This window comes from Sulfitobacter sp. M22, assembly GCF_021736025.1.
Classification (GTDB): domain Bacteria; phylum Pseudomonadota; class Alphaproteobacteria; order Rhodobacterales; family Rhodobacteraceae; genus Sulfitobacter; species Sulfitobacter litoralis.
This window is the reverse complement of sequence record NZ_WMEC01000001.1, coordinates 162,475-185,719: the sequence shown is the minus strand read 5'-3', so window position 1 is coordinate 185,719 and position 23,245 is coordinate 162,475. Positions and strand designations below refer to the sequence as shown.

24 protein-coding genes and 1 riboswitch are annotated in these 23,245 nt (G+C 59.9%); of the genes, 5 read left to right on the top strand and 19 right to left on the bottom strand.

Annotation, left to right across the window (positions count from 1 at the left end; genetic code table 11):
* Positions 1-58: 58 nt before the first annotated feature.
* Entirely contained in the window at positions 59-1,720 is a 1,662-nt protein-coding gene (locus GLP52_RS00975) for a SulP family inorganic anion transporter (RefSeq protein WP_237271351.1), read from the bottom strand.
* A 169-nt stretch (positions 1,721-1,889) separates the two neighbouring features.
* Here GLP52_RS00975 and GLP52_RS00970 point away from each other — a divergent pair, with 169 nt between their 5' ends.
* Both GLP52_RS00970 and GLP52_RS00965 read left to right on the top strand, forming a co-directional pair.
* Positions 1,890-2,762, top strand: a complete 873-nt coding sequence (locus tag GLP52_RS00970) for an S-methyl-5'-thioadenosine phosphorylase (RefSeq protein ID WP_237271350.1) — start codon at positions 1,890-1,892, stop codon at positions 2,760-2,762.
* A 215-nt stretch (positions 2,763-2,977) separates the two neighbouring features.
* Entirely contained in the window at positions 2,978-3,508 is a 531-nt protein-coding gene (locus GLP52_RS00965) for an adenine phosphoribosyltransferase (protein WP_237271349.1), read from the top strand.
* Between the two features lie 18 nt (positions 3,509-3,526).
* Here GLP52_RS00965 and GLP52_RS00960 read toward each other — a convergent pair whose 3' ends face one another.
* Genes GLP52_RS00960 through GLP52_RS00950 form a run of 3 tightly spaced genes read right to left on the bottom strand, consistent with a single transcriptional unit; the run spans position 3,527 to position 6,369 of the window.
* On the bottom strand, positions 3,527-4,948 hold the full coding sequence (locus GLP52_RS00960) for an FAD-binding oxidoreductase (RefSeq protein WP_093733577.1): 1,422 nt from the start codon (positions 4,946-4,948) through the stop codon (positions 3,527-3,529).
* A 55-nt stretch (positions 4,949-5,003) separates the two neighbouring features.
* A complete protein-coding gene (locus GLP52_RS00955) occupies positions 5,004-5,789 on the bottom strand; it encodes an SseB family protein (RefSeq protein ID WP_237271348.1) in 786 nt (261 codons plus the stop codon).
* Positions 5,782-6,369, bottom strand: coding sequence for a uracil-DNA glycosylase family protein (locus tag GLP52_RS00950; protein WP_237273315.1), 588 nt, complete (start codon positions 6,367-6,369; stop codon positions 5,782-5,784). Before GLP52_RS00950 ends, GLP52_RS00955 begins: the two co-directional genes overlap by 8 nt.
* Positions 6,370-6,595: 226 nt before the next feature.
* On the opposite strand from GLP52_RS00950, the gene GLP52_RS00945 reads away from it, so the two are divergent.
* From GLP52_RS00945 to kdsA, 3 genes are read left to right on the top strand one after another with little or no spacing between them, the layout of a single operon-like run.
* Positions 6,596-7,255 carry an ABC transporter ATP-binding protein gene (locus GLP52_RS00945; RefSeq protein WP_093733574.1) on the top strand — a complete coding sequence of 220 codons (660 nt, stop codon included), beginning with the start codon at positions 6,596-6,598 and terminating at the stop codon, positions 7,253-7,255.
* On the top strand, positions 7,233-8,939 hold the full coding sequence (locus GLP52_RS00940; RefSeq protein WP_093733573.1) for a capsule biosynthesis protein: 1,707 nt from the start codon (positions 7,233-7,235) through the stop codon (positions 8,937-8,939). The genes GLP52_RS00945 and GLP52_RS00940 overlap by 23 nt, the downstream gene beginning before the upstream one ends.
* On the top strand, positions 8,936-9,769 hold the full coding sequence (gene kdsA / locus GLP52_RS00935; RefSeq protein WP_093733572.1) for a 3-deoxy-8-phosphooctulonate synthase: 834 nt from the start codon (positions 8,936-8,938) through the stop codon (positions 9,767-9,769). Before GLP52_RS00940 ends, kdsA begins: the two co-directional genes overlap by 4 nt.
* A gap of 19 nt (positions 9,770-9,788) precedes the next feature.
* Here kdsA and GLP52_RS00930 read toward each other — a convergent pair whose 3' ends face one another.
* The 15 genes from GLP52_RS00930 to GLP52_RS00860 all read right to left on the bottom strand — a co-directional run bounded on the left by GLP52_RS00930 (position 9,789) and on the right by GLP52_RS00860 (position 23,120).
* Positions 9,789-10,433, bottom strand: coding sequence for a phosphoribosylanthranilate isomerase (locus GLP52_RS00930; protein ID WP_237271347.1), 645 nt, complete (start codon positions 10,431-10,433; stop codon positions 9,789-9,791).
* Positions 10,434-10,467: 34 nt separating this feature from the next.
* The gene (locus GLP52_RS00925; protein WP_237271346.1) at positions 10,468-10,818 is read right to left on the bottom strand and encodes a LapA family protein; all 351 of its coding nucleotides are present in this window, start codon (positions 10,816-10,818) and stop codon (positions 10,468-10,470) included.
* Positions 10,818-11,102, bottom strand: coding sequence for an integration host factor subunit beta (gene ihfB / locus GLP52_RS00920; protein WP_093733569.1), 285 nt, complete (start codon positions 11,100-11,102; stop codon positions 10,818-10,820). The genes GLP52_RS00925 and ihfB overlap by 1 nt, the downstream gene beginning before the upstream one ends.
* Positions 11,103-11,379: 277 nt before the next feature.
* Positions 11,380-13,056 carry a 30S ribosomal protein S1 gene (gene rpsA / locus GLP52_RS00915; protein WP_237271345.1) on the bottom strand — a complete coding sequence of 559 codons (1,677 nt, stop codon included), beginning with the start codon at positions 13,054-13,056 and terminating at the stop codon, positions 11,380-11,382.
* Between the two features lie 302 nt (positions 13,057-13,358).
* Positions 13,359-13,736 carry a rhodanese-like domain-containing protein gene (locus GLP52_RS00910; RefSeq protein ID WP_093733567.1) on the bottom strand — a complete coding sequence of 126 codons (378 nt, stop codon included), beginning with the start codon at positions 13,734-13,736 and terminating at the stop codon, positions 13,359-13,361.
* Positions 13,737-13,828: 92 nt separating this feature from the next.
* Positions 13,829-14,443 carry a (d)CMP kinase gene (locus tag GLP52_RS00905; protein WP_237271344.1) on the bottom strand — a complete coding sequence of 205 codons (615 nt, stop codon included), beginning with the start codon at positions 14,441-14,443 and terminating at the stop codon, positions 13,829-13,831.
* Complete coding sequence (gene aroA, locus GLP52_RS00900; protein ID WP_237271343.1) at positions 14,443-15,795, bottom strand: 3-phosphoshikimate 1-carboxyvinyltransferase; 1,353 nt, start codon at positions 15,793-15,795, stop codon at positions 14,443-14,445. Before aroA ends, GLP52_RS00905 begins: the two co-directional genes overlap by 1 nt.
* A gap of 90 nt (positions 15,796-15,885) precedes the next feature.
* Positions 15,886-16,587, bottom strand: coding sequence for a tRNA (guanosine(46)-N7)-methyltransferase TrmB (trmB, locus tag GLP52_RS00895; protein WP_237271342.1), 702 nt, complete (start codon positions 16,585-16,587; stop codon positions 15,886-15,888).
* A 248-nt stretch (positions 16,588-16,835) separates the two neighbouring features.
* Positions 16,836-18,020, bottom strand: a complete 1,185-nt coding sequence (metK, locus tag GLP52_RS00890) for a methionine adenosyltransferase (protein ID WP_093733563.1) — start codon at positions 18,018-18,020, stop codon at positions 16,836-16,838.
* 4 nt (positions 18,021-18,024) lie between these two features.
* Positions 18,025-18,072: riboswitch (SAM-SAH riboswitch) on the bottom strand.
* An 8-nt stretch (positions 18,073-18,080) separates the two neighbouring features.
* On the bottom strand, positions 18,081-19,598 hold the full coding sequence (gene lnt / locus GLP52_RS00885; RefSeq protein WP_093733562.1) for an apolipoprotein N-acyltransferase: 1,518 nt from the start codon (positions 19,596-19,598) through the stop codon (positions 18,081-18,083).
* Positions 19,598-20,506, bottom strand: coding sequence for a hemolysin family protein (locus GLP52_RS00880; RefSeq protein WP_093733561.1), 909 nt, complete (start codon positions 20,504-20,506; stop codon positions 19,598-19,600). The genes lnt and GLP52_RS00880 overlap by 1 nt, the downstream gene beginning before the upstream one ends.
* A 20-nt stretch (positions 20,507-20,526) precedes the next feature.
* A complete protein-coding gene (ybeY, locus tag GLP52_RS00875; RefSeq protein ID WP_237271341.1) occupies positions 20,527-21,051 on the bottom strand; it encodes an rRNA maturation RNase YbeY in 525 nt (174 codons plus the stop codon).
* Between the two features lie 67 nt (positions 21,052-21,118).
* The gene (locus tag GLP52_RS00870) at positions 21,119-22,108 is read right to left on the bottom strand and encodes a PhoH family protein (protein WP_093733559.1); all 990 of its coding nucleotides are present in this window, start codon (positions 22,106-22,108) and stop codon (positions 21,119-21,121) included.
* A 154-nt stretch (positions 22,109-22,262) separates the two neighbouring features.
* The gene (locus tag GLP52_RS00865; RefSeq protein ID WP_093733558.1) at positions 22,263-22,574 is read right to left on the bottom strand and encodes a hypothetical protein; all 312 of its coding nucleotides are present in this window, start codon (positions 22,572-22,574) and stop codon (positions 22,263-22,265) included.
* A gap of 15 nt (positions 22,575-22,589) precedes the next feature.
* Positions 22,590-23,120, bottom strand: a complete 531-nt coding sequence (locus GLP52_RS00860; RefSeq protein WP_272903387.1) for an OmpA family protein — start codon at positions 23,118-23,120, stop codon at positions 22,590-22,592.
* Positions 23,121-23,245 lie beyond the last annotated feature (125 nt).

The window sequence follows — 23,245 nt, the reverse complement described above, 5'->3', positions numbered from 1 at the left end:
CAAAAGCCCCCGATGCGGTTTGCATCGGGGGCTTTTTCGTTTCAGTCGGTCGGGCGGATTAGTGGCCGCCAAGGATACCGGTACGAACCTGATAGTTCACGGCGACCTGATACTCGGGATCATCGTCACTATCGATCATCAGATGCCCGGCCTTCTTCAGCAAACGGTGACAATCGCGGCTGAGGTGGCGCAATTGGATACGCTTGCCCGCGCCTTCGTATTTCGCGGCAATCGTCTCGATCGCCTGAAGGGCAGATTGATCCACCACGCGGCTGTCCTCGAAATCGACGATCACCTCACTGGGGTCGCCCTTGACGTTGAACAGCTCCACGAACCCCTCAGAAGACCCAAAGAACAAAGGCCCCTGAATTTGATAGACCTTGGCCCCGTCGGGCGTGGTGTAGGTTTTGGCGTGGATGCGACGCGCATTGTTCCACGCATAGGCCAGCGCCGACACGATCACACCGACGACCACCGCGACCGCAAGGTCCTCATATACGGTGACGACGGTGACCAGCAGGATCACGAAGGCATCGGTCAGCGGTACTTTGCGCAGAATACCAAAGGAGTTCCACGCGAAGGTGCCGATCACGACCATGAACATCACCCCGACCAGTGCTGCCAGCGGGATCTGTTCGATCAGTGGCGCGCCGACCAGAATGAACAGCAGCAGGAACACCGCCGCAGCGATCCCCGCAACCCGTGTGCGCCCGCCTGATTTGACGTTGATCATCGACTGGCCGATCATCGCACAACCGCCCATACCGCCAAAGAAGCCTGTTACGGTATTCGCCACGCCTTGTGCGATACATTCCTGACTGGCACCGCCGCGGGTATTTGTCATATCGCTGACCAGGTTCAGTGTCAGCAGTGATTCAATAAGGCCGATCGCCGCGAGAATAACGGCATAGGGCAGAATGATATAAAGCGTCTCAAGGTTGAACGGGGCCAAAGCGGTGCCATACAGGCCAAGCCCCTCGCCAAACGGCATGTGGAACATCGGGAAGCCACCCTCAATAGAGGCCAGATCCCCCACCCGCGGTACGTCCATGCCGGTCGCGATCACCAGAATGGCGATGATGCCGATACCTGCAAGCGGCGCGGGGATAAGCTTGGTCAAACGTGGCATGATCCAGATGATCGCCATGGTCGCGGCAACCAGCGCCAGCATCAGATACAACGGGCTGCCCGACAGCCATTCGCCGCCCGACATGCCGTGCCCTGTATCAACCATCGTGCCCGGCACTTTGAACTGGCCCATCTGGGCAAGGAAAATAACAATCGCCAGACCGTTTACAAAGCCCAGCATCACGGGATGCGGCACCAGCCGCATGAACTTGCCCCATTGCATGACGCCCGCAAAAATCTGGATCAGCCCCATGAGCACCACTGTGGCGAACAGATATTCAACACCGTGCTGCGCAACCAAGGCCACCATCACCACGGCCAAGGCCCCTGTCGCGCCAGAGATCATCCCCGGACGCCCCCCGATCAACGCGGTGATCAGACCGACCAGAAACGCCGCATACAGCCCCACCAACGGGTTCACACCCGCAACAAAGGCAAAGGCCACCGCTTCGGGCACGAGGGCCAGAGCGACGGTCAGACCCGACAAAAGTTCAATGCGCAGACGCGAGGGAGAGAACCCCTCTCCCGGCATCCATCGCAGGTCGGTCACATCAAGATTTTTGGTAAAACTACGGAACGTGGTACGCGCCATCGGGCATCCTTCGGGTCAAATCGCATCAATAAGTTGGAAAGGTCGTTGCCGCCTCCTAGCTGAAACGTGAACAAAATGAAAGGCACGGGAGGGTCCGACCCCGGATTTGAGGCTTTCCCTAAGGGCTACGCTTGATACTCTGCCGCCAACTCAATCCAAAGGCACCTTCATGACACAGACTAAAATCGCCGTGATCGGCGGCTCCGGCATCTATGATATCAATGGGTTGGAGGGGGCCGAGTGGCTTACCGTGGAAAGCCCGTGGGGGCCGCCTTCGGATGCAATCCTGACCGGCAGGCTCGACGGGGTAGAAATGGCCTTTCTGCCGCGACACGGTCGCGGGCATGTGCATGCGCCCTCAAGCGTGCCCTACCGCGCCAATATTGACGCGCTCAAACGGCTGGGCTGCACGGATGTGATCAGTGTGTCTGCCTGCGGGTCGTTCCGCGATGAAATGGCACCGGGTGATTTTGTCATCGTGGACCAGTTCATCGACCGGACCATTGCGCGGGAAAAGTCGTTCTTTGGCACCGGCTGCGTGGCCCATGTCAGCGTAGCGCACCCCACCTGCCCGCGTTTGGGTGACGCGTGCGAAACCGCCGCGCGCGACGCTGGCATCAATGTGCACCGTGGCGGTACCTATCTGGCGATGGAAGGCCCGCAGTTCAGCACGCTGGCCGAATCCAAGATGTACCGCGAAAGCTGGGGCGCGGATGTGATCGGCATGACCAATATGCCCGAAGCTAAATTGGCCCGCGAGGCAGAGCTTTGCTATGCGTCGATCGCGATGATCACGGATTACGATAGCTGGCATCCGGATCATGGCGAGGTTGACGTGACCAAGATCATCGAGACGCTGACGGGCAACGCCGACAAGGGCCGGCAGTTGGTCGCGCGCCTACCAAAGCTGCTTGGAGCCGACCGTGCCCCCTGCCCGCATGGCTGCGACCGCGCGCTGGAGTATGCGATCATGACCCAGCCCGAAATGCGCGACGCATCACTGGTGGCCAAGCTGGATGCCGTCGCCGGTCGGGTGCTTTAGGGCGCGCTGCAAACGCTGTCGCAGCGCCCATGGCGGGTGCTGTGGCAGGTGAGTTTATTTGGCAAAATGAAGACAGGCGGTGCGGTCTTGACGTGATGTCCGGCGCGGCCGCGCTGTGGAACATGCTTGCTGACAGAGGGCGGGTCGCTTAACGCTGTGGCGCGGTTGTTGCGCTGGTGTGGCGACCGACCAAAGCCCAACGACCGGAGCACTGCATGAAACAGGTTCAAGATTACATCCGTACCATTGTCGATTTCCCTCACGAAGGGATCATGTTTCGCGATGTGACCACGCTTTTCGCCGACCCGCGCGGGTTCCGTATGGCCATCGACCAGATGCTGCACCCCTATGCCGGTATCGACATCGACAAGGTCGTCGGGCTTGAGGCGCGCGGATTTATTCTGGGCGGCGCAATTGCGCACCAGCTGTCGGTGGGGTTCGTACCGATCCGCAAAAAGGGCAAGCTGCCCGGTCGCACCATCTCTCAGGAATATAAGCTCGAATACGGCGAGGCGATTGTCGAATTGCACGACGACGCGATCAAACCCGGTGAGAAGGTTCTGGTCGTCGATGATCTGCTAGCCACTGGCGGCACCGCCGAGGCGGGGATCAAGCTAATCCAGCGTTTGGGCGGCGAGATCGTCTCCTGTGCCTTTATCATCGACCTTCCGGAACTTGGCGGGCGCAAGCGGCTGGAAGCCATGGGGATGGAAGTCAACGCGCTCTGCGCCTTTGACGGCGCGTAAGCCGCGCCGTCGACACCCTTACTCCGGCGCAGGGAACATCGCGCCGGGGTTCATGATTCCCTTGGGGTCCAAGGCTGCCTTGATCGCGTGCAGCGCCGACAGCTTCGCGGGATCGCTATAGCGTTCGAGGTCTTTGACCTTGAGCCGCCCGATGCCGTGTTCCGCGCTGATAGAACCGCCCAATTCATGCACCAGATCGTGGATCGCCGCCTTGATCGCGCCACGGTCGTCCAGATGGTCCTCGCGGCTGCGCCCCTGCACGGGGAAAACATTATAGTGCAGGTTGCCGTCGCCCACATGACCGAAACAGTTGATCCTGAAATCCCCAAGTGCTGTGACTTTTTCGCCCGCCCGAATGATAAACTCAGGCAGCGCCCCCAAGGGGACCGAGATATCATGGCTGGAGATCGACCCGATTTGGCGGTTGGCATGGGGCATCATCTCGCGGACGGCCCAGAAATCTTCGGACTGCTGCTGGCTTTGCGCGATCAGCCCGTCGGTGACGAGATCCGCCTCAAAGGCGGCGGCGAACAGCGTTTCAAGCGATGCCATCGGGTCCAGTTCACCGCTGAGCCCCAATTCGATCAGCACGCTCCATTCAGGGGGGGTGTCGAAGGGCTGGCGCAGCTCGGGCATTTTTTCGGTCAGGAAATCCAGCCCGACGCCATTCATGATTTCAAAGGCGCTGATCATCTCGCCCAGCTGGCTGCGCGCGAGCGACAGCAGTTTCAGCGCCGCTGCCGGAGAGTTCACGACCAGCAGCGCGGTTCCCGTCTTGGCCGGACGCGGAAAGAGTTTCAGCGCCGCGGCGGTGATGACGCCAAGCGTGCCCTCGGCCCCGACCAGCAAATGACGTAAGTCGTAGCCGGTGTTGTTCTTGCGCAATCGGGTCAGCCCGTTCCAGATCTGGCCATCGGGCAGCACCGCCTCAAGGCCCAGACACAGATCACGGGCGTTGCCATAGCGCAGCACGCCGGTACCGCCTGCGTTTGTCGCCAGATTGCCCCCGATGCGGGCAGAACCCTGGGCCGCGAGCGTCAAGGGAAATAGGCGGTCGGCGGTTTCGGCGGCGGCTTGCACGTCTGACAGGATCATCCCCGCTTCGGCCACCAGCACGTTCTCATCAGGGTACACCGCGCGGAGTTTATTCATGCGTTCCAGCGACAGGATCAGCGGTGCGGGGCCGGATTCGGCCACCTGCCCCCCGACCAATCCGGTGCCCCCGCCGTAGGGGATCACACCGACCCGCGCTGCATTGGCGTGACGGATCAGGGTCGCGACCTCTTCGACCGTGCGCGGCAGCGCCAGTACTGCGGATTTCCCCGCATAGAGCCCACGTGGTTCTTCCAGATAGCGCGGTTCGACCTCGCGGAACACGTCGGGCGACAGATCGGCACGCAACGCGGCCTCGAATGCGGGATCGGCGGGGTTCAATGTCATGGCCTATTGATCGCGCCAAGCGGGGCGGGATGCAAGCGGCTTTGGCGGGTACCGGTTAATGCAGGATCGGCGGCTTGGACGGATCAGATCCGGGAGCCTCCATCCGTGGGGTTTTCTCCAGCGGGTCCATCTGCGGCAGATCGAAACGCAGCCCGACTTTCGACAGTTTTTCAACCGTCGGGTCAGAGGGCGCGAAGAAGCCCACATCCATTGCGCCCGCATCGATACCCGAGAATGTCAGCGCCTCGGATGCCGCACGCACAAGCGCATCTTGGGCCCGCGGGATTGCGCCGACAAAGCCCAGCAGATGCCCGCGCCCGCCGCCAGTGTATTCAACCCCGACCAGCCAAGCCCCCGCCGCCATGCCTGTGGCGGTCGCCAGCTTGGCATCAATCGCGGCGATCAGCGTTTCGGGCAGGCCGGTCGGCGGTAGGACGCGGTCAATGCGGGCTTCGACCTCTCCGGCTTCGTGGGCGAGCGTTTCGCGCAGCCATGCCACCGCGCTGTCGGGCAACAAGATCGCCGACGGGGCCACATCAAGGTTGACCGCCATGCCCAGCGGTTGCCCCTCCAGCATGCCTGCTACCGCACGCCCCGACAGCGCCACATAGGGCGCGGGCTCGCCCACATAGGCCGCCAGGCGTTCAATTCGGTCAAAGACCAGCACATAGGCATCATCCAGCAGAACGGGGCTGATCTGCTCGGCGTCCGGTTCATCTTCGAGCAGCAGGAACAGCTCCACATCGGCCATGCGTTCATAAAACCGCAGGCGGGCGGCGTCATCGCTTTCATCGGCCATCATGGCGGCATGGGCGATGTCCAGCGGAGTCGCGTCAGTCATCCAGTACATTCCTTACAGCAGCGCGGAGCCGGGGAAGCACCTCTTCCTCGAACCACGGATTTTTCTTGAGCCAACCGGTATTGCGCCACGACGGATGAGGCAAGGCAAAGACGCCCTTCGGGTGGTTTTGCCAATCGGCGACGGCGCGGGTGACTGTGGTGAACCCGGGCAGATGATAACGCATGGCATAGGCCCCGATCAACACGGTCAACCGCACATCGGGCACAGTGTCCAGTGCCCCTGCCCGCCATGTTTTCGCACAGATCGGCGGGGGCGGCAGGTCGCTGCCTTTGGCATCATAGCCCGGAAAGCAGAATGCCATGGGGATGATCGCCACACGGCTGCGGTCATAAAACGTCGCCTCGTCCACGCCCAGCCAGTCGCGCAGGCGTTTACCAGAGGCATCCCAGAACGGCGTGTTGGCCTCGTGAACCCGCAACCCCGGTGCCTGCGAGGCAATCAGCAGCCGCGCCCCCGGCTGAAACCACACGACCGGATTAGGCCGATGCGCCGTCGCCGTCGCGGCAAAGCGGTCGGCGCACAGGGTACATTGGCTAAGTTCCGGGCGGATATCTGTCATGTGCCTAGACCTAAGGGTCGGGGTGCCGGTTTCAACCGGGGCATGGCTCGGGCGTTGACTGCTTCGTGTTGCCGCTGGCCTGCCCTTGCGGCGTGCCCTATGCTTTGGCTCCTTGTAAATACGGTCTCATCTACGACATAATATAGTCAAAATAGTGGGCTAGACACCGCACAAGCCTCGGGAAACAGGGCGCGACAGACCCGCAACAGCACCAATCGGAGCAGGCATGCTGGAATTTGACAACGTATCCAAGTCCTTTTGGACTGGCACGCAACACAAGGTCATTCTGGACCATGTGTCGTTTCGTGTGGATTTGGGTCATTCCCTTGGCATCCTCGCCCCCAATGGCACCGGTAAGACGACCCTTATCAATATGATGGCGGGGCTTGAAAAACCGGACGAAGGCGAAATCAGACGGGGCTGCAACATCAGCTTTCCATTGGGGTTTATGGGCGGCGTCATCAACAAGATCTCTGCCATGGAAAACGCCCGCTATATTGCGCGGCTCTATGGGCTAGACCCTGATTACGTCGAAAGTTTTTGCCGCTGGCTGTGCGGTTTGGGTGAATATTTTGACCAGCCGGTCGGGACATATTCCGCCGGGATGAAATCACGGTTTTCCTTTTCACTGCTGCTTGCGCTTGATTTCGACATCTATTTGATCGACGAAGGCATGCCGAGCACCACAGACGTTGAGTTCAACCGCAAGGCGGGCGAAATTCTGCAAGAGCGCCTGCAAACGACCACGATCATCATCGTGTCGCACCAAGCCGAGACGTTGGAACAATTCGCGCGGTCCGCTGCTGTACTACTTGGCGGAAAGCTTCATATCTTCGACACCTTGGAAGAGGCCAAACAGCTTTATGACTACGAAACCCAAGGCTAGAAAATTCCGCATCAAACGCGCGGCCCCTGCGGCAACCCCGCAGGGCACCGACACGGCTAAGCCGAAGGCGGCTTCGGCTACGTCTTCCGACGTTCCGCCTGTCGCAGGCGAAGCGCAGGAAAACGCATCACAAGCTGCCCAAAGAACCCAAGCCACGACACCTTCGCCCGCGTCTGCGCCCCCGCGTTCCACCCCGTCGCCGGCTCCGCGCAGCGGAGAGGTTGCTTCGGCGGATGAAGTCAGCGGCGAGCAGGACATTGACGCGATCCGTCGCGAAGGGCTGACCGGCCGCCAGTTGCGGATGGCACGGCGCGTGGCCCAGAAACACGGGCTTGCGCCAACCTCGGATTTTGATGCGGTACGTCTCTTGCGCGATCAGGGTATTGATCCGTTCCAACGTTCCAACATGCTGGAGCTCGTCGTCCCGCAAGATCAGAAATCCACGGGTACGGCCCTGTCCAAGAACCGAATTCAACTGCCGCAAACGATACCTACAGGCGGGCGTAATGTGCCCTCCACCGACGTTAAGCCGATGGAACGTCGGATGCGCGAAATCTCGGATATCCAGCGCGACATCACCAAACGTCGTCGCCGCAAGATGGCGCTTTTGGCGGTGCGGCTGGCGTTTTTCGTCGGACTTCCCACGGTGATGGGAGGCTATTATTTCTATAAAATCGCCACCCCGATGTATGCGACCGACAGCCAGTTCCTGATCATTCAGAACGAGGGCACCGGCGGGCTTGGCCCGCTTGGCGGGCTGCTGCCGACGCAATTTGCCAACTCTGCCGATAGTATCGCGACGCAAAGTTACCTGCAGTCCAAAGACGCTATGCTGCGCTTGGACCGCGACGTTGGCTTTATGAAGCATTTCTCTAATCCCGAGATTGACCCGATCCAGCGGATGAACCCGGATGCGTCAAACGAAGAGGCGTATAAATTCTACAAGGACAACGTCAAAATCGGCTACGATCCCACCGAAGGGATGATCCGGATGGAGGTCATCGCCGCCGATCCGGAAGTTGCCACTGACTTCTCTCAGCACCTGCTCGACTATGCCGAGGAACGCGTGAACGCCCTGTCGCAGCAAAAGCGCGAAGACGGTATGCGCGACGCGCGCGAGGCCTATGAACAGACTGTCGCCAAACGCCGCGAGGCGCAGGAGGCGCTAATCAAGCTGCAAGTTGAAAATGGCGTCGATCCGCAGGCTGTTATTGCGTCGATCCGCGGTCAGATCACCAACTACGAAACACTGCTGTTGGAAAAGGAACTCGAGCTTGCTGCCCTGCTCGACAACCCGCGCCCCAACCGTGCCAAGGTGGACGGTGCCCAAGGCGACGTGCGCCGCCTTAGCGCACAGCTGGACAAGCTGAACGACCGCATGAACAGCGCCACAGAGGGTACGAACTCTCTTGCGCAGCAGGCCGTTAGCTTGCAACTGGCGCAGGCCGATTTGGCCGCCGCAGATGCAGCACTTCAGGCATCGCTCACACAGATGGAACAGGCCCGTACCGAAGCCAGCCGTCAGGTGCGCTATCTGACCGTCGCGGTGCGCCCTGTCGCGTCGCAATCCGCCACATATCCGCGCAAGTTCGAGAACACGATTTTGACATTTCTGATCTTTGCGGGCATCTACCTCATGCTATCGCTGACCTCCTCTATTCTGAAAGAACAGGTAACAAAATGACCCAAGTCACCGTTGGAAATGTCGTTATCGGGAATGATCGCCCGCTGACGGTGATCGCAGGCCCTTGCCAGTTGGAAAGCGAAACACACGCCCAGATGATCGCCGGCCAGATGAAAGAGGCCTGCGACGCGGTCGGCGCGCAGTTCGTGTTCAAGGCCAGCTATGACAAGGCCAACCGCACCTCGCTTGGCGGCAAACGCGGGCTTGGCATCGACGAAGGTCTGGCCGTGTTGCAGTCTGTGGGCAAGTCCATCGGCGTGCCGGTTCTGACGGATGTTCACACCGAAGCCCAATGTGCCATCGCCGCCGAAGCCGTGGACATCCTGCAAATCCCCGCCTTCCTGTGCCGGCAAACCGATATGCTGCTGGCCGCGGGCAATACGGGCAAGGTCGTCAATGTGAAGAAGGGCCAGTTTCTGGCCCCGTGGGACATGCCCAATGTCGTCGCCAAGATTGAATCCACCGGCAACAAGCGCATCTTGCTCACAGAACGCGGCACCTCTTTTGGGTACAACACGCTGGTCGCCGACATGCGCAGCCTGCCGCAGATGGCGCAGACCGGATACCCTGTCGTGATGGACGCGACGCATTCGGTCCAGCAACCCGGCGGGCAAGGCGGTTCGAGCGGCGGACAACGCGAATTTGCGCCGGTCATGGCACGCGCGGCTGTGGCGATTGGTGTAGGTGCGGTGTTCATTGAAACCCACGAAGACCCTGACAATGCACCGTCGGACGGGCCCAACATGATCTATCTGGACCAGATGCCAGCCCTTATCGCATCGCTGATGAAGTTCGACGCGCTGGCCAAGGAATACCCCTTAACCTTCTAAGGGGGCATCCTGCCGATACTCAGACCTTCGCGGCGTTTCCGAATGCCGCGATCAGCCCCGCGTCCTTGATCCCCGGAGCGCTTTCCACACCGGAAGACACATCGACTTGCCGTGCGCCGGTCATATGCGCCGCCTCTGCCACGTTGTCGGGCGTCAGGCCACCTGCCAGCATCCACGGCTTATCCCATGTGCGATCGGCGACCAGACGCCAGTCAAAGGCCAGACCATTGCCACCGGGCAATGCCGCCCCTTTGGGTGGTTTAGCATCAATCAGGATCTGGTCCGCGACAGCCATATAGACATCGATCTGCGGCAGGTCATCGGCATCCGCGACCCCTACAGCTTTCATCACCGGCAGCCCATAGCGGGCCTTGACCTCGGCGACACGCTCGGGTGTTTCCTGGCCGTGTAGCTGCAGCATATCAAGGGGCACAGCGGCAGTCAGCGCGTCCAGAAAGGCGTCATCCGCATTGACCGTCAGCGCGACCTTACACAGCCCCATCGGCACCTCTACAGCCAGTTCAGCGGCTTGTTCGATCGTGACATGGCGCGGGGATTTTTCGAAAAAGACGAACCCGACATAGCGCGCACCAGCGGCAGCCGCCGCGGCAATATCCTGCGTGCTGCGTAAGCCGCAGAATTTCACATGCAAATTTTGGGTCATCGAATGGTTCCTGCGCTAAGGGGCATCGGCCCGCTTAGCTTGCTTGATCCAGCAACGCCAGAACCTCGTCTTGGTCCTGATACTTCTCGCCCTTCAACCGTGCGACTTCACGCTCCAACCGGCGCATTTCGCGCGCCTGACGGGCAGCTTCAGCGCGTTGGCCGTATTCGCGGATCCATTCCCAGACAAAACCGACAAGAAGGCCGGCGATGATGCTGCCCAGAATAACAATGAACAGCGGCACCTGGATTTCAGGGTTCATTGCGAACCAGCCCGAAACCTCGGTCGGCAGCAATTTCAGCGACACCATAGACCGGTTGGCCAAGGCGACCGCGATCAGTGCAATGGCGAAGATTGCGATGCAGAGGTAGCGAACATAGCGCATTAGGAATTCCCGTTTAAACGATCTCTAAGCAGTTTACCGGTCTTGAAGAACGGCACGTGCTTTTCTTCTACATGAACCGTTTCCCCAGTACGAGGGTTCCGTCCCACGCGCGCGTCACGTTTTTTTACCGAAAAAGCACCAAAGCCGCGCAGCTCGACACGGTCCCCTGCGGCCATCGCGCCGGTGATCTCTTCAAAGATGGTATTCACGATCCGCTCAACGTCGCGCTGATAGAGATGGGGATTGTCATCGGCAATCTTCTGGATCAGTTCTGACCGGATCATTTAACGTCCTCCGAGGTGCGCAATTTATGTCTTAACTAGAGGGGACTATAGCAAACCAAACGCGTTCGTGAAGTCATCCAAATTTCTATTATCGTGATTAAACGGCGGGAAGTCGCTGTTTTGCAGTCATTTTTTGGCCATAATTCACACCGGCACCCGGAATGGCGCGGCCAGCCGCCCTCACCCGCTCCAATGCACCCCCTTGCGATTCGGAACGAAAAAGGGCCCCGCAGTCTGCACTGCGAGGCCCTAAATTGTGTGCGATAAGCGCTAAGGCTTATTCGTCGCCCTTCAGAGCGGCACCCAGGATATCACCCAAGGATGCGCCGGAGTCAGAGGAGCCATACTGCTCGACTGCTTCTTTCTCTTCTGCGATTTCGCGTGCTTTGATCGAGACGCCCAGACGGTGCGCTTTCGCGTCCACATTGGTGATGCGTACGTCGACCTTGTCACCAACCGAGAAACGCTCGGGGCGCTGTTCGGCACGGTCACGCGACAGATCGGAGCGACGGATGAAGGCTTTCATACCTTCGTATTCGACTTCGATGCCACCCTCTTCGATGGAGGTCACGGACACAGTCACAACGGAACCGCGCTTCACGCCGCCCACTGCTTCTGCGAACTTGTCGCCGCCCACACCTTTGATCGACAGGCTGATGCGTTCTTTTTCAACGTCGACTTCGGAAACAACGGCCTGAACCGTGTCACCTTTACGGTAGTCTTGGATCGCTTCTTCGCCGCGCTGGTCCCAGCTCAGGTCGGACAGGTGAACCATGCCGTCGATGTCGCCTGGCAGGCCAACAAACAGACCGAATTCGGTGATGTTTTTGACTTCGCCTTCGACTTCGGTGCCTTCTGGGTGTGTTTCAGCGAACACTTCCCATGGGTTGCGCATGGTCTGTTTCAGACCAAGGGAAACGCGACGCTTGGCGCCATCGATTTCCAGAACCATGACTTCGACTTCTTGGCTGGTGGAAACGATCTTGCCGGGGTGTACGTTCTTTTTGGTCCAGGACATTTCGGACACGTGAACCAGACCTTCAACGCCTGGCTCCAGCTCAACAAATGCACCGTAATCGGTGATGTTGGTGACGCGGCCAGTGTGCGTGGATTCCAGCGGGTACTTGGCTTGAACCAGATCCCATGGATCTTCTTGCAGCTGTTTCATACCCAAGGAGATGCGGTGCGTCTCTTTGTTGATCTTGATGACCTGAACCTTGATGGTTTCGCCGATCGCCAGAATCTCGGATGGGTGGTTCACACGACGCCATGCCATGTCTGTGACGTGCAGCAAGCCGTCAACGCCGCCCAGATCAACGAACGCACCGTATTCGGTGATGTTCTTGACCACACCGTCAACTTCCTGACCTTCGGTCAGGTTGCCAATCACTTCGGCACGCTGTTCGGCACGGGATTCTTCAAGGATTGCACGACGCGATACAACGATGTTGCCACGACGGCGGTCCATTTTCAGAACTTGGAATGGCTGCTTCAGACCCATCAGAGGGCCGGCATCGCGCACGGGGCGCACGTCAACTTGGGAACCCGGAAGGAAGGCAACAGCGCCGCCCAGATCAACGGTAAAGCCACCTTTAACACGGCCAAAGATCGCGCCTTCAACGCGCTCTTCTGCGGCATAGGCTTTCTCAAGACGGTCCCAAGCTTCTTCGCGACGCGCCATCTCACGGGAGATAACAGCTTCGCCGCGCGAGTTTTCAACCTGACGCAGGAATACTTCGACTTCGTCGCCGACTTCCACTTTCGGAGCTTCGCCAGGCTCGGCAAATTCTTTCAACTCGACGCGGCCTTCCATCTTGTAGCCGACGTCGATAATGGCTTGGCCCGCTTCGATCGCGATAACCTTGCCTTTGACAACTGAGCCCTCTGCGGGCGTGTCCATTTCAAAGCTTTCTTCCAAAAGTGCTTCGAAGTCTTCCATTGAGTTCATAGCCATGTAGCTTGATTTTCCTTTAGCATTTGGTTTCTGGCCGCGCGGTTGTCTCCGCCGGTCTGTGGTTAAAGTTGTCATCCACGATGGGATTCGATCCGCAAAACAAAGAGGGCCGGATGAAACCGACCCTGCCTGATGTACTGCGCCCGAAACGTGTATCCGCCCCTTAGACAGTCGCGCGTATAGCCCCGTTTTTCAGCAAACGCAAGGGCTGGCACCCTTTATAGCCTGCGTATGCGGGGGTCTAATATAAGAAAGGGCAGACCACAGCCTGCCCTTTCGTCATTGGTCATGCGCCGTGACGCTTAGGCTTCGGTCGGGCCGCCCGCGTCTTTCCAGCCGGGGAAACCACCGATGTTGGTGACATTGCTAAAGCCCATGTCGTGTAGGGTCTTGCCCGACAACGCGGCTTGGCCACCCGCCCCGCAAATCAGATAGATTTCAGCGTCTTTTTTGAAGATCGGGTTATACATCTCTTCTTTGTTCGCATCGGCGCGGAATTCGATCATGCCGCGCGGCACGCGGTGTGCGCCCTGGATTGTGCCGCTTTTGGCGATATCACCAGAGTCGCGCACATCAATAAAGACGCCTTCGCCCTTGGCGTGTTTCGCAATCGCATCCTTGGCGTCCATCTTGGGGACAACTTCATTGGCAGCGTCGAGATAATCTTGAGCGGTCTTCATAATCAGCACCTCTTGTTTATTCCTGTCGTACCGAGCCTAGCGCCAAGCACGTCTTGGACCAACGTTAAACGGCACCATTCGTTCCCATATGCTCAAACACCCAGCCGTGCTGCCACCAGTGCGATTGCGCGGGCCACGGCTGTTTCGATATCCATGGTCGAGGTGTCCATCAGTTCCGCATCCGCGGCGGGCTTTAAGGGTGCCTCGGCGCGGGTGCTGTCGCGCGCGTCGCGCGCCTGAACATCGGCCAAAACCCCTTCGAGTGTGACCTCTGCCCCCTTGGCGCTCAGCTCGGCAAAGCGACGCTGCGCGCGCACCTCTGGTGTGGCGGTGATGAACAGCTTTACCGGTGCATCGGGGCAGATCACGGTGCCGATGTCACGCCCGTCCAGAACCGCGCCCCCTGCTCGCATGGCAAAGCTGCGCTGGAAATCGACCAAGGCCGCACGCACGGCGGGAATCGCAGCCGCGAGGCTCGCGGCCTCTGCTACGGCATTGGTGCGCAGCTGGTCGTCTTCGAGGTCATCGGCCTGCAAAGTCAGCGCGGCTTCTTCGGCGGTCATGCCGTCCAGCACCTTGGCCCCGACGGCACGGTACAGCAGGCCGGTATCCAGATGCGCAAAGCCGAAATGAGCAGCAACAGCGCGCCCTACGGTGCCCTTGCCCGCTGCAGCTGGCCCGTCAATCGCAACGGTAAATCCCAACATTATGCTTCCCCCTGTGTCACATTCGCACCAAGACGTTTCATCAGCGGTTCGAAGATCGGGAAGGACGTGGTGATGGGTGCCCCGTCATCCACACTGACGGGCGACGCCGCGGCCATGCCAAGGATCATGAAAGACATCGCAATCCGGTGGTCCAGCTGGCTGGCACATGTTGCTCCGCCAGGCACATTCCCATGCCCCCGTCCGGTGACCGCCCACCAATCAGGCCCCTCGTCCACTTCGATCCCGTTGGCGCGCAGCCCCTTGGCCATCGCATCGATCCGGTCGCTTTCCTTGACGCGCAGCTCTTTGACGCCGCGCATCATCGTTTGGCCCTGCGCAAAGGAGGCGACGACAGAAAGCACCGGATATTCGTCGATCATCGACGCTGCGCGGGCTGGTGGCACCTCAATGCCTTTCAGATCGGGCGAAAACCTTGCCCGCAGATCAGCAACAGGCTCACCGCCCTCGGTCCGCTCATTCTCGTAGGTCAGATCAGCACCCATCTCGCGCAGCGTGGTGAACAGCCCCGCCCGTGTCGGGTTCAACCCGATGCCGGGCACAAGCACATCCGACCCCGGCACAATCAACGCAGCACAGACCGGAAACGCAGCCGAGGACGGATCGCGCGGGACATCGACATGCTGCGCTTGCAGTTCTGGCCGGCCGGTCAGAGTGATCACACGGCCCTCGTCGGTGTCTTCGACTGTGATTTCAGCGCCAAAGCCCGCCAACATCCGTTCCGTATGGTCGCGCGTGGCCTCGGCCTCGATCACGACAGTCTTGCCAGGGGCGTTCAGGCCGGCCAGCAACACGGCAGATTTCACCTGCGCCGACGGGACCGGCACGGTGTAGCGTACGGGCACCGGGTCAGCGGCCCCCACGATGGTCATCGGCAAACGCCCGCCTTTGCGGCCCACGGCTTGCGTGCCAAACAGCGCCAGCGGGTCGGTGACCCGCGCCATGGGGCGACCGTTCAGGCTGGCGTCGCCGGTAAATGTCGCGCTGATCGGGGATGTCGCCATCGACCCCATGATCAACCGCACCCCCGTGCCGGAGTTGCCGCAGTCGATCACCCCGTCGGGTTCAGCAAAACCGCCAACGCCGACGCCGCGCACGGACCAGTTGCCGCCGCCCATATTGGTCACTTCAGCGCCAAAGGCCTGCATCGCCTTGGCTGTATCCAGCACGTCATCGCCTTCAAGCAGACCGCTGATGGTGGTTTCCCCCACACACATCGCGCCCAAAATCAGGGAACGGTGCGAGATCGACTTGTCGCCGGGCACCTCGGCCACGCCGGACAGCGGGCCGCAAGCGGTAGAGGTCATCGGGACGGGCGTGGCGTGGCTGGACATGGAGAACCCTCAAAAAACTTCCTGAAAGTCCGTCTTAAACCAGCGATCCTGTCCCGTCCATCGCCCGCGTCAGTCCAGCCTGCCTGCCGCTCAGATCTTGCGGAATGTCAGGTAATGCGGCACGCGCCCTTCGCGCAGCGCTTTTTGTTCGTAGCGGGTGGAAATCCAGTCGCCCCACGGTTCTTTCCAGTCGCCGGGGCGTTCGGCCAGCCATTCGAACCCGTGGCGTGGCACCTGTTCAAGCGTCTGGCGCACATAGTCCTCGATATCCGTCGCGACACGAAAAATCGCACCGGGCTTGAGCACCTTCACCAGCGGTTCAAGGTGTTCAGGCGTCACAAAGCGGCGCCGGTGATGGCGGGTCTTGGGCCAAGGATCGGGATAGAGCAGAAAAGCGCGGTCAATCGACGCCTCGGGCAGCACGTCAAAGATATCGCGCGCATCGCCGGGGTGGATCGCCACATTGTCGACCCCCGCGCGGCGGATCTTGCCCAACAGCATCGCGACCCCGTTGATATAGGGTTCGCAGCCGATGATACCCACGTCGGGGTTTTGGGCGGCCTGATGCACCATATGTTCACCACCGCCAAAGCCGATCTCGAGCCAGACAGGTTTGCCATCAAACAAAATCGGCAGATCCAGCGGTGTGCGGTCAGGGTTCGCATCCCAATCGACGGGACCGGGGGACAGCGCCTCTAGGTCCTCTTCGATATAGCCTTTCTGGCTTGGCTTAAGCGATTTGCCTTTAAGGCGACCGTAGAAATTGCGGCGGGGGCGTTCTGGATGTGTCATGGCGCTGGCTTTAGCCTGCGATGGCTACGGGCGCAACATTTCGCGTGATCCCCCGACGCAAAAGCCTGCCTTGCTGACGGTTTTGAGATGAGCCCGACACCGATCAAAGGGTTCCTGACCAAGGGCATCAGCCATATCCCTATCGGCAAGCGCCGCGTCTTAGGGGCGTGGTGCCCAATTTCCACACGGCCCGCCAAAGCAAAAGGGCAGCCCACGGGCCGCCCTTTCGTGTCCAATACCGCGACGGCTTACAGTGCGGCTTTCAGTGCATCGACCAGATCGGTCTTTTCCCAGCTGAACCCACCATCCGCTTCGGGCGCGCGGCCAAAGTGGCCATAGGCAGCTGTGCGTTCATAGATCGGCTTGTTCAGCTCCAGATGCTCGCGGATGCCCCGTGGGGTCAGGTCGATGATCTGGCGGATCGCTTTTTCAATCGCGGCATCCGACACATCGGCGTCGCCGCCATAGGTGTCGCAATAGATCGACAAGGGCTTTGATACGCCGATCGCATAGCTCAGCTGGATCGTGCATTTCTCTGCCAGACCCGCGGCCACGACGTTCTTCGCCAGATAGCGCGCGACATAGGCAGCAGAGCGGTCAACCTTTGTCGGGTCTTTGCCCGAGAACGCGCCGCCCCCGTGCGGTGCCGCACCGCCATAGGTATCGACGATGATCTTACGACCGGTCAGGCCGGCATCACCGTCAGGACCGCCAATCACGAATGTCCCCGTCGGGTTCACCCACCATTCGGTGTCCGGTGTGATCCAGCCTTCGGGCAGGACATGGGTGATATAGGGTTCGACAATATCGCGGATGTCGGCGCTGGTCTGGCCCGCGTCAGCGTGCTGCGTCGACAGCACGATAGAGGACACGCCAACAGGTTTGCCATCTTCATAGCGCACGGAAAGCTGGCTTTTCGCATCAGGGCGCAGCGTTGGCTCGGTACCGTCTTTGCGCACCTCGGCCAGACGGCGCAGGATCGCATGAGCATAGTGGATAGGCGCCGGCATCAGCTCTGGCGTTTCAGTGGTGGCGAAACCGAACATGATGCCCTGATCGCCCGCGCCTTCTTCCTTGTCACCTGACGCGTCCACACCCTGCGCAATATGCGCCGACTGGGGGTGCAGCAGGTTGGTGATCTCGCAGGTGGCGTGGTGGAATTCGTCCTGCTCGTACCCGATATCCTTGATGCACGCACGGGCGATGCCGTCGATCTTGCCAAGGTATTCGTCCAATTTGGACTTGTCTGACAGGCCCACTTCGCCGCCGATGATCACCCGATTGGTTGTGGCAAAAGTCTCGGCTGCCACCCGCGCTTCGGGCTCTTCGGTGAGAAAGGCGTCAAGTACTGCGTCGGAAATCCGGTCGCAGACCTTATCCGGGTGGCCCTCGGAAACGGATTCCGAAGTGAACGTATAATTCTTGCGGGACATTTAGTGCTCCAATAGGTTTCATAGCCACGTCAGGAAGCCGTTGTGGCCGATTAGCGGGGCTTAGCTATGCCGGCCCCTGTGGTCAAACTTTAAGTTGCGTCGATTGCGCAGGATAACAAGGGCAAATCCGGCCAAAGTGATGAAAAGAAAAGGCCATTCGCCCCACCTGCTATAGGGTGTCGCAGGGCTTGGGGCAGGCAAACGCGCATCCAGAAATCCGGCTTGGTTCAAAGCCAGGCTTTTCGTGATGCGGCCCCAAGGGTCAATCATCGCCGACACACCGGTATTGGCGACGCGCGCCATGGGCAGGCCCTGCTCTATCGCGCGCATCCGCGCTTGGGCCAAGTGCTGCAACGGCCCCTGCCCCTTGCCAAACCACGCATCATTTGTGAGCTGCATCAGAAACGCCGGACGCGCCGGTGCCGCGTTGACGTCGCGGGCGAACACGGCCTCGTAGCAGATCAAAGGCAGCGCGGCACCCATATCCCCCAGGTCCATCAGCTCTGCTCCCGGACCGGAGGAAAAGCCGCTGCCAAACTGTGCCGCCATGCCGCGCAGTCCGATACGACCCAGAATGTCGCCAAAGGGGATATATTCGCCAAACGGCACCAGATGGTGTTTGTCATAGGTCTGCACGACCTCTGCATCGGGGCCAAGCAGCACAGCCGAGTTGAAATAGGCCATGTCGTCGCGCCGCTGCACCCCCAGCACAACGGGCGTACCGGCGGCGGCTTCGCTGATATAGGTCAACGCGCCATGGGCGAGATCCAGCGGCCACGCGATGGCGGTTTCAGACCACAGGATCAGATCAGGGGCCGCGTCCCCCTGCGCCGGAGGAGCGCTGGTCAGCGCGAGCTGACGATCAAAGAATTCCGGTATTTTGCCGGGATCCCACTTATCTTTCTGCGCCGCGTTGGGCTGCACCATGCGGATCATATGCTGGGTCAAAACGACATCTGGACCGCCGAAGGGGACGGTCAAAGCCAGCACAGTGCATACGCGTGCGCCCCAGACAGCAGCCTGACACAGCACGGATCCACGGGCGCGCTGCACCACGGCCACGGCAAGCGCGACAACCGCAAGTGTCATCCCGTAGGGGCCAATCAATGACAGACCCTGCCCCGGCCAATGGTTGACCAAAGACTGCGAGAACATACCCCAAGGGAAGCCAGTAAACAGGTACCCGCGCACCATTTCTGCCGCGGGCAGCACGAAGATCAGCGGCCAGACCTGCGCGGACAGCCTGCGCGCGCCATAGAAGGCCGCGGCCCAGAACAGCGCCAAGCCGCCGGTCAGCCCGACGACGGCAAACGGGGCCATCCAAGCGTAGCGTTCGGGATCAACCATGAAAGGCGACACCAGCCATGACCAGCCGTGGATAAAATACCCAAAGCCAAAACCCCAGCCGATCGCCGCCGCTTGGCGCGACGTCGCAACGCTGCGATAGATCAGCAGCACCGCCGCGAGGGCGGCCAGCAAAACCAGCGGCAAATCATAAGGGGCCTGCCCGAAGGCCGCGACAACGCCGGCAAGCACCGCTGCCCCAAACCGCATCCAAGCGGCACTGCGCAGTGTCATCAGTGAGATCCGGCCATACGCACACGCAACCGCTTGATCCGGCGGGGATCCGCATCGATGACCTCGAATTCGGGGCCGTCGGGGTGCACAACCACTTCACCGCGCGCCGGTACCCGACCCGACAGCATAAATACCAGCCCGCCAAGCGTATCGATTTCCTCTTCATCCACATCGTCGTGGTCGGTCAACGAGCGCCCGATCTCTGCCTCGAAATCATCCAGCGGCGTTTTGGCCAGCGCAAGGTAGCAGCCCGGTTTTTCAACGGTCCAGTATTTTCCTTCGTCGACGTCATGTTCATCTTCGATCTCGCCGATCACCTGTTCGATGAGGTCTTCGATCGTGACCAACCCGTCGACGCCGCCATATTCGTCTATCACCAACGCCATATGACGCCGTTCTGCCTGCATCTTGGTCAGCAGCACGCCGATGGTCATTGACGGCGGCACGAACAGCAAGGGACGCAGCATTGCAGTAAGATCAAACTCGGCAGATCTGCCGTTAAATCCGTGCGTCAGTGCCAGATCCTTGAGGTGGGCCATACCAACGGGCGTATCGAGCGTCCCGTCGTAAACCGGCAACCGCGTTAGACCGCTTTCCTTAAACACGCCCACCAATTCATCCAGCGTCGAGCCGACGGGTATCGCGGTGATATCCGCCTTGGGCACCGCAACGTCCTCGACCCGCATCCGACGCAGGTTCATCATGCCGCGGGTGGAAAGCCGGTCGGTCTGCGCCGCGGTCATTTCTTCTTCTTCCTCGGGGTCTGACGCGCTGAGTGCACCCATGACCCGCGAAAAGAAACCACCGGATTTGGGGGAGTCTTCGGTTTCTTCAGCCTCGGAGGCCGGTTTTATGTCTTCCAACTGCGCGCTCTGCGCCGCCTCAGATGATCCGTCTGTATCGCCCATCGGGTCCTGTCTTTATGTGTTTAGGCAGGCGGTTGCGCTGCGTCGTGTCTATATGGGTCATCCAACCCTAATTTACCAAGTATTTCTACCTCTAACCGTTCCATCAGGGCCGCATCCCCGTCCCGTTCGTGGTCATAGCCCAACAGATGGAGCACGCCGTGAACAATCAAATGGGTCACATGATCAACCATCGGCTTGCCTGCGGCCTCTGCCTCGGCGTGGCAGGTATCATATGAAATCGCGATATCGCCGAGTTCCAGCATTTTGTCGAACCCCGGCGTGACCGGCAGCGGTATCTCGCCATCCTGCGCGGCACCGCGTTCTTCCGCGGGCCAGCTCAGTACATTGGTTGGCGTAGGCTTGTCGCGGAAATCAGCATTCAGCGTCGCGATATGCGCGTCGTCACAGGCCAGCACAGTGACCTCGGCGACGCTGGCTTCCAGCGACAGATGCGCCAGCGTGGTCGATATCACACGCGGGCACAGCGCCTCTAGGTCCAGATCGGCCCAACGCGGGTCTTCCTCGATCACATCCAGCGACTGCATCAGCGCCCCACCGGGGGCCAGCCCCCGGCCCCCCGGAGTTTATTTGGCAAAATGAAGCAGCCAAACATTACGCGTGGCCCGTATCGGCTTCGTAAGCTTCGATGATCGCGGCAACCAGCGGGTGACGTACTACGTCTTTGGACGTGAAGTAATTAAAGCTTATCTTGGGGATCGTCTTGAGCAGCCGTTCCGCGTCTTGCAGCCCCGACGGCACGCCGCGTGGCAAGTCGATCTGGGTCCGGTCGCCTGTAATCACCATACGCGACCCTTCGCCTAAACGGGTCAGGAACATCTTCATCTGCATAGAGGTCGCGTTCTGCGCCTCGTCCAATACAACAAAAGCGTTGGACAAGGTCCGCCCGCGCATGAAGGCCAGCGGTGCGATCTCGATCTTTTTCTCTTCGATCAGCTTGGCCAGCTGTTTGCCGGGCAAGAAGTCGTTGAGCGCATCATAGAGCGGCTGCATGTAGGGATCGACCTTGTCCTTCATATCGCCGGGCAGATAGCCTAGCTTCTCGCCCGCCTCGACCGCGGGGCGCGACAGGATAATGCGATCAACATGGCCGCCAATGAACATCGACACGCCCACAGCCACGGCCAGATATGTTTTGCCCGTACCGGCAGGCCCGATGCCAAAGGCCAGTTCATTGTCGAACAGCGATTGCACATAGGCCTTTTGTGCAGCGGTGCGCGGTTCGACACGTTTCTTGCGGGTCTGGATTTCGACGCCGCCAAGATTGGGCATCTCGATCTGGTCGCCCGGACGCACGCCTGTCCCTGCCGCGGAATCACCCATGCGCAACAGGCTGGTGACATCCGCAGGTTCGACACTGCGCCCGCCTTCAAGCCGAGCATAAAGCCCGTTCAGCACCGCCACGGCACGCGTCGCCGCGTCATCATCGCCAATCACTGACAGCTGGTTGCCCCGGCGCACAATCTGCACCTCGAGCGCCGTTTCTACGGCGGTCAGATTGGCGTCATAGGGGCCGCACAGGTCGATCAGCAGCCGGTTATCCGGAAATTCAAGCTGCTGCGCGTGAGAGGCAGGAGATGTCATTGTATCACTAGATGGCAAAGCGTTTTCCTAATTGGAGATGTCTTTGGATTAATATGGGACATGTTTTCAAACTGTGTACCCCTTGGCACCGACAAAAAAGGGCCGGAGCGTAAAACGCGCCGGCCCGATCCTATGTGCAGGAGTGGTCGCAAGATCAGTTGGGATCTCGGACGCGCGAGCCGCCTTTGAAGTCGCCCGCCGTATAGGTGGGCTGGGCCACGCCAGAGCAGACCGGCTTGCCGTATTTGTCCAAGCGTTGGCTTAGGTAGCCTTCGACGCCATCGTCGATGATCCAGTGGTCGCAGCCATTGGGGTCGACCCAGATACCGGCCTGAAGCTGGCTCAGGTGCTTTTTGTCGAAACCGCGGTCAACGGATTTATCGGCGGGGTAGCCCCGGCCTTCGTAGTCAGCGCAAGCACCCAGTGTCAGGGCGCAGGCGGTGACCATCATAATCTTAGCTTTCATCACGTTACTGTCCCCTTAGCGAATGCAGATGATTTCGACGCGGCGGTTCTTAGCCATACCGCCCGATGTGCCGTTGGACGCTGCTGGCATCCGCTCGCCGTAGCCGCGAACATCCGCGATGCGGGCCCCCGACTGCTGTGCAATACTAGCGACAGCATTGGCACGGTTCAGCGACAGCTTCATGTTATAGGCATCCGACGCACGGCTGTCGGTGTGACCGCTGACGATATAGGACACAGCACCTGTCGACTTGAAGAATTCGGCCAGACGTGCGCGGCCTTGCGGGTGCACGCGGTAGCTGTCAGTCTTGAAAAACTGATCCGTGTTCATTACGCCGCAGACGTTCCCCCGGCGGCAGACCGGAATACCCTGACGTGTGACATGCGGCGTCATGTAGCCTTCGGCACCGTCATCCATAACCCAGTGTTCGCACCCGTCGGGATCAACCCAGATCGTTGGAATATACTGGCCCTTGTCGCGGCCCTGTTGAGATCTTGTTTGTGCATCGGCAGCAGATGCCTGAAGCACGAATGTCGCGGCGATCATGGTGCCCGCAAACAGCCGTAGCCCCTTGGAAATTGTATTGAACACAGCCCTCGTCCTTTTCTTCTGTCCCCCAGTCGGAAAACCCAAAGATACCCCAGGCACCATGGTCGTCCGCTATATGTTGT

What these genes read in the sequence shown, in the direction of transcription:
- GLP52_RS00955 (WP_237271348.1), bottom strand. Translation starts at nt 5,789, where the DNA reads ATGACTGACGCGACTCCGCTGGACATCGCCCATGCCGCCATGATGGCC.
- aroA (WP_237271343.1), bottom strand. Translation starts at nt 15,795, where the DNA reads ATGTCCAGCCACGCCACGCCCGTCCCGATGACCTCTACCGCTTGCGGC.
- GLP52_RS00880 (WP_093733561.1), bottom strand. Translation starts at nt 20,506, where the DNA reads ATGGGCGATACAGACGGATCATCTGAGGCGGCGCAGAGCGCGCAGTTG.
- GLP52_RS00925 (WP_237271346.1), bottom strand. Translation starts at nt 10,818, where the DNA reads ATGCGCTATGTTCGCTACCTCTGCATCGCAATCTTCGCCATTGCACTG.
- GLP52_RS00970 (WP_237271350.1), top strand. Translation starts at nt 1,890, where the DNA reads ATGACACAGACTAAAATCGCCGTGATCGGCGGCTCCGGCATCTATGAT.
- ybeY (WP_237271341.1), bottom strand. Translation starts at nt 21,051, where the DNA reads ATGCAGTCGCTGGATGTGATCGAGGAAGACCCGCGTTGGGCCGATCTG.
- GLP52_RS00905 (WP_237271344.1), bottom strand. Translation starts at nt 14,443, where the DNA reads ATGTTGGGATTTACCGTTGCGATTGACGGGCCAGCTGCAGCGGGCAAG.
- kdsA (WP_093733572.1), top strand. Translation starts at nt 8,936, where the DNA reads ATGACCCAAGTCACCGTTGGAAATGTCGTTATCGGGAATGATCGCCCG.
- rpsA (WP_237271345.1), bottom strand. Translation starts at nt 13,056, where the DNA reads ATGGCTATGAACTCAATGGAAGACTTCGAAGCACTTTTGGAAGAAAGC.
- GLP52_RS00960 (WP_093733577.1), bottom strand. Translation starts at nt 4,948, where the DNA reads ATGACATTGAACCCCGCCGATCCCGCATTCGAGGCCGCGTTGCGTGCC.
- GLP52_RS00860 (WP_272903387.1), bottom strand. Translation starts at nt 23,120, where the DNA reads ATGATCGCCGCGACATTCGTGCTTCAGGCATCTGCTGCCGATGCACAA.
- GLP52_RS00945 (WP_093733574.1), top strand. Translation starts at nt 6,596, where the DNA reads ATGCTGGAATTTGACAACGTATCCAAGTCCTTTTGGACTGGCACGCAA.
- lnt (WP_093733562.1), bottom strand. Translation starts at nt 19,598, where the DNA reads ATGACACTGCGCAGTGCCGCTTGGATGCGGTTTGGGGCAGCGGTGCTT.
- metK (WP_093733563.1), bottom strand. Translation starts at nt 18,020, where the DNA reads ATGTCCCGCAAGAATTATACGTTCACTTCGGAATCCGTTTCCGAGGGC.
- ihfB (WP_093733569.1), bottom strand. Translation starts at nt 11,102, where the DNA reads ATGATCCGGTCAGAACTGATCCAGAAGATTGCCGATGACAATCCCCAT.
- GLP52_RS00865 (WP_093733558.1), bottom strand. Translation starts at nt 22,574, where the DNA reads ATGAAAGCTAAGATTATGATGGTCACCGCCTGCGCCCTGACACTGGGT.
- trmB (WP_237271342.1), bottom strand. Translation starts at nt 16,587, where the DNA reads ATGACACATCCAGAACGCCCCCGCCGCAATTTCTACGGTCGCCTTAAA.
- GLP52_RS00930 (WP_237271347.1), bottom strand. Translation starts at nt 10,433, where the DNA reads ATGACCCAAAATTTGCATGTGAAATTCTGCGGCTTACGCAGCACGCAG.
- GLP52_RS00940 (WP_093733573.1), top strand. Translation starts at nt 7,233, where the DNA reads ATGACTACGAAACCCAAGGCTAGAAAATTCCGCATCAAACGCGCGGCC.
- GLP52_RS00975 (WP_237271351.1), bottom strand. Translation starts at nt 1,720, where the DNA reads ATGGCGCGTACCACGTTCCGTAGTTTTACCAAAAATCTTGATGTGACC.
- GLP52_RS00910 (WP_093733567.1), bottom strand. Translation starts at nt 13,736, where the DNA reads ATGAAGACCGCTCAAGATTATCTCGACGCTGCCAATGAAGTTGTCCCC.
- GLP52_RS00870 (WP_093733559.1), bottom strand. Translation starts at nt 22,108, where the DNA reads ATGACATCTCCTGCCTCTCACGCGCAGCAGCTTGAATTTCCGGATAAC.
- GLP52_RS00965 (WP_237271349.1), top strand. Translation starts at nt 2,978, where the DNA reads ATGAAACAGGTTCAAGATTACATCCGTACCATTGTCGATTTCCCTCAC.
- GLP52_RS00950 (WP_237273315.1), bottom strand. Translation starts at nt 6,369, where the DNA reads ATGACAGATATCCGCCCGGAACTTAGCCAATGTACCCTGTGCGCCGAC.